Origin of the sequence: Acinetobacter sp. YH16031, from assembly GCF_013417335.1 — a bacterium.
Classification (GTDB): Bacteria; Pseudomonadota; Gammaproteobacteria; order Pseudomonadales; family Moraxellaceae; genus Acinetobacter.
In genome coordinates this window covers 1-1,629 of record NZ_VPED01000140.1, presented here as the reverse complement: position 1 = coordinate 1,629, position 1,629 = coordinate 1, and the positions used below count along the sequence as shown (strand labels likewise).

The window sequence follows — 1,629 nt, the reverse complement described above, 5'->3', positions numbered from 1 at the left end:
TAAAGGATGCGTCATTTTTTTAAATGACCGCCTTTAGGGAGAGTATTGCCGAAACTCTCTCAACCGTTTCCAAAGCCAAAGCACGAAGTGCGACGCTTTGGGGGCGAGTTGAGAAGTTGAGAGCATTTGTTTTTTAGAGGGGGGTAAGAGGGCGGAATTATATTACACCCTCTTTTCTGCTTAGGCTATTTAAGTAGTAAAAGTATATCTTAATTAAATGCTTGTCTTAAAACTTCACCTTTTTCTGTAGAAGTTTGACTAGTCGTAGAGTTTTCATCATTTATGTCCAAAATATCTTTTCTTTTTTCGGGACCATAATATGAAATAAACTTACTTATAGATTTATCCCAAGCTAAATAACTGTTGTTATATTCAGATATAAAACGATATCCATCTTTTGATTTTTGAAGTCCTAAACCTTCACGACCTAACCAATAATTAAGTACATGATTGTATTTACCTGCCTCATTTTGAAAATAGATATCTATAAAGCCATCACTACTTCCAGTAAACATAGAGTAAGCACCTTCACAGGTAACTGCTGAAGATCGGATAATGTAATCTTTTAGTCCATCGCCATTAAAATCTACATTTACCAAAAATCCTTTATGGAAAGTGATTTTTGGATTTTTAATAGCCATTTCTTCATCTTCAGCTATACCTTGACATGCTTCAATATAATTAGTTTGGACTGCTTCTTTAATTTCTATAGGAAGCTTATTGAAAGGGATACTATTATTTTTTACAGGGATTTCTGCTAAAGAATTTGTACAAAAAATAGCGATGGATATGAAACCTATGAACTTTTTCATTAATAAACCTATTTATTTGAATTTTATAAAGATTAATAGGTATATCTGAAACCTTGTGCCATCATGCAATCTTGTATCATTTCAGCTTTTTCATTTTGATTTACTTTAGCTAAACCTACGTCATAGCGACATTTTGCTAAAGCATTATTAACATCGTGTGGAGTAATTCCTGCTTTTCTCCACATAGGTTGTGATGTACTACATGCAGAAAGTAAAAGTGTTGAAACAGCTAATGCCCCGATAATTGTTTTTTTCATAAAAAACTCTATAAAACTTAATAAAATAAGTTTTTGATTTTACCAAATAAATAAATTAAGTAATCAGTTAATTATTTTTTTTACGCTGATTTAAGGTTTCTTGTCCTAAATCCTTCCAAATTTGCCATTTCATATCATTTGGGTCTATTTCAGCAGTTTTTAGAAGAACGCCAAGTAATTCGGCTGGGTCACGTTGATCTAGGTTAGCTATTTCAAATAATGCGCCTAATTGAATGAGATGACGTGTACGAGCTTTACGTTCAGCTTCTTTTTCTGCATTCAGTAATTTTCTAACTGCAACTTTTTGCTTATTTGCTCGATCTATGGCTTTTTCAGCTTTGATCAAGGCATTGATCTTTTTCTCTTGGTCGGGTGTTCTGTACTGAATTTTGGCTAATTCAAGTAAAAGTTTTTGAGCATCACTAGGATTCTTTAAAGCAGAAATATAGGTGATTTTTTCAGACAGCCAATCATTATTCATATTCAATTCCATTAATTCAGATACCGCAAAAGCACAGGCTCAATACTCAAAGAACGATAACAAAATATTTACGTTCGAG

3 protein-coding genes are annotated in these 1,629 nt (G+C 32.7%); all 3 read right to left on the bottom strand.

Going from position 1 to position 1,629, the window contains the following annotated elements:
* Positions 1–209: 209 nt before the first annotated feature.
* The 3 genes from FTV31_RS16675 to FTV31_RS16665 all read right to left on the bottom strand — a co-directional run bounded on the left by FTV31_RS16675 (position 210) and on the right by FTV31_RS16665 (position 1,550).
* Positions 210–812 (bottom strand): hypothetical protein, encoded by a 603-nt coding sequence (locus FTV31_RS16675; RefSeq protein ID WP_179995850.1) that lies wholly within the window; start codon positions 810–812, stop codon positions 210–212.
* 32 nt (positions 813–844) lie between these two features.
* Positions 845–1,069: a hypothetical protein gene (locus FTV31_RS16670; protein WP_018680094.1), complete on the bottom strand. Its 225-nt coding sequence runs from the start codon at positions 1,067–1,069 to the stop codon at positions 845–847.
* A gap of 67 nt (positions 1,070–1,136) precedes the next feature.
* Positions 1,137–1,550, bottom strand: coding sequence for a conjugal transfer protein TraD (locus FTV31_RS16665; RefSeq protein ID WP_042087981.1), 414 nt, complete (start codon positions 1,548–1,550; stop codon positions 1,137–1,139).
* Between the last annotated feature and the right edge of the window lie 79 nt (positions 1,551–1,629).

What these genes read in the sequence shown, in the direction of transcription:
- FTV31_RS16670 (WP_018680094.1), bottom strand. Translation starts at nt 1,069, where the DNA reads ATGAAAAAAACAATTATCGGGGCATTAGCTGTTTCAACACTTTTACTT.
- FTV31_RS16675 (WP_179995850.1), bottom strand. Translation starts at nt 812, where the DNA reads ATGAAAAAGTTCATAGGTTTCATATCCATCGCTATTTTTTGTACAAAT.
- FTV31_RS16665 (WP_042087981.1), bottom strand. Translation starts at nt 1,550, where the DNA reads ATGAATAATGATTGGCTGTCTGAAAAAATCACCTATATTTCTGCTTTA.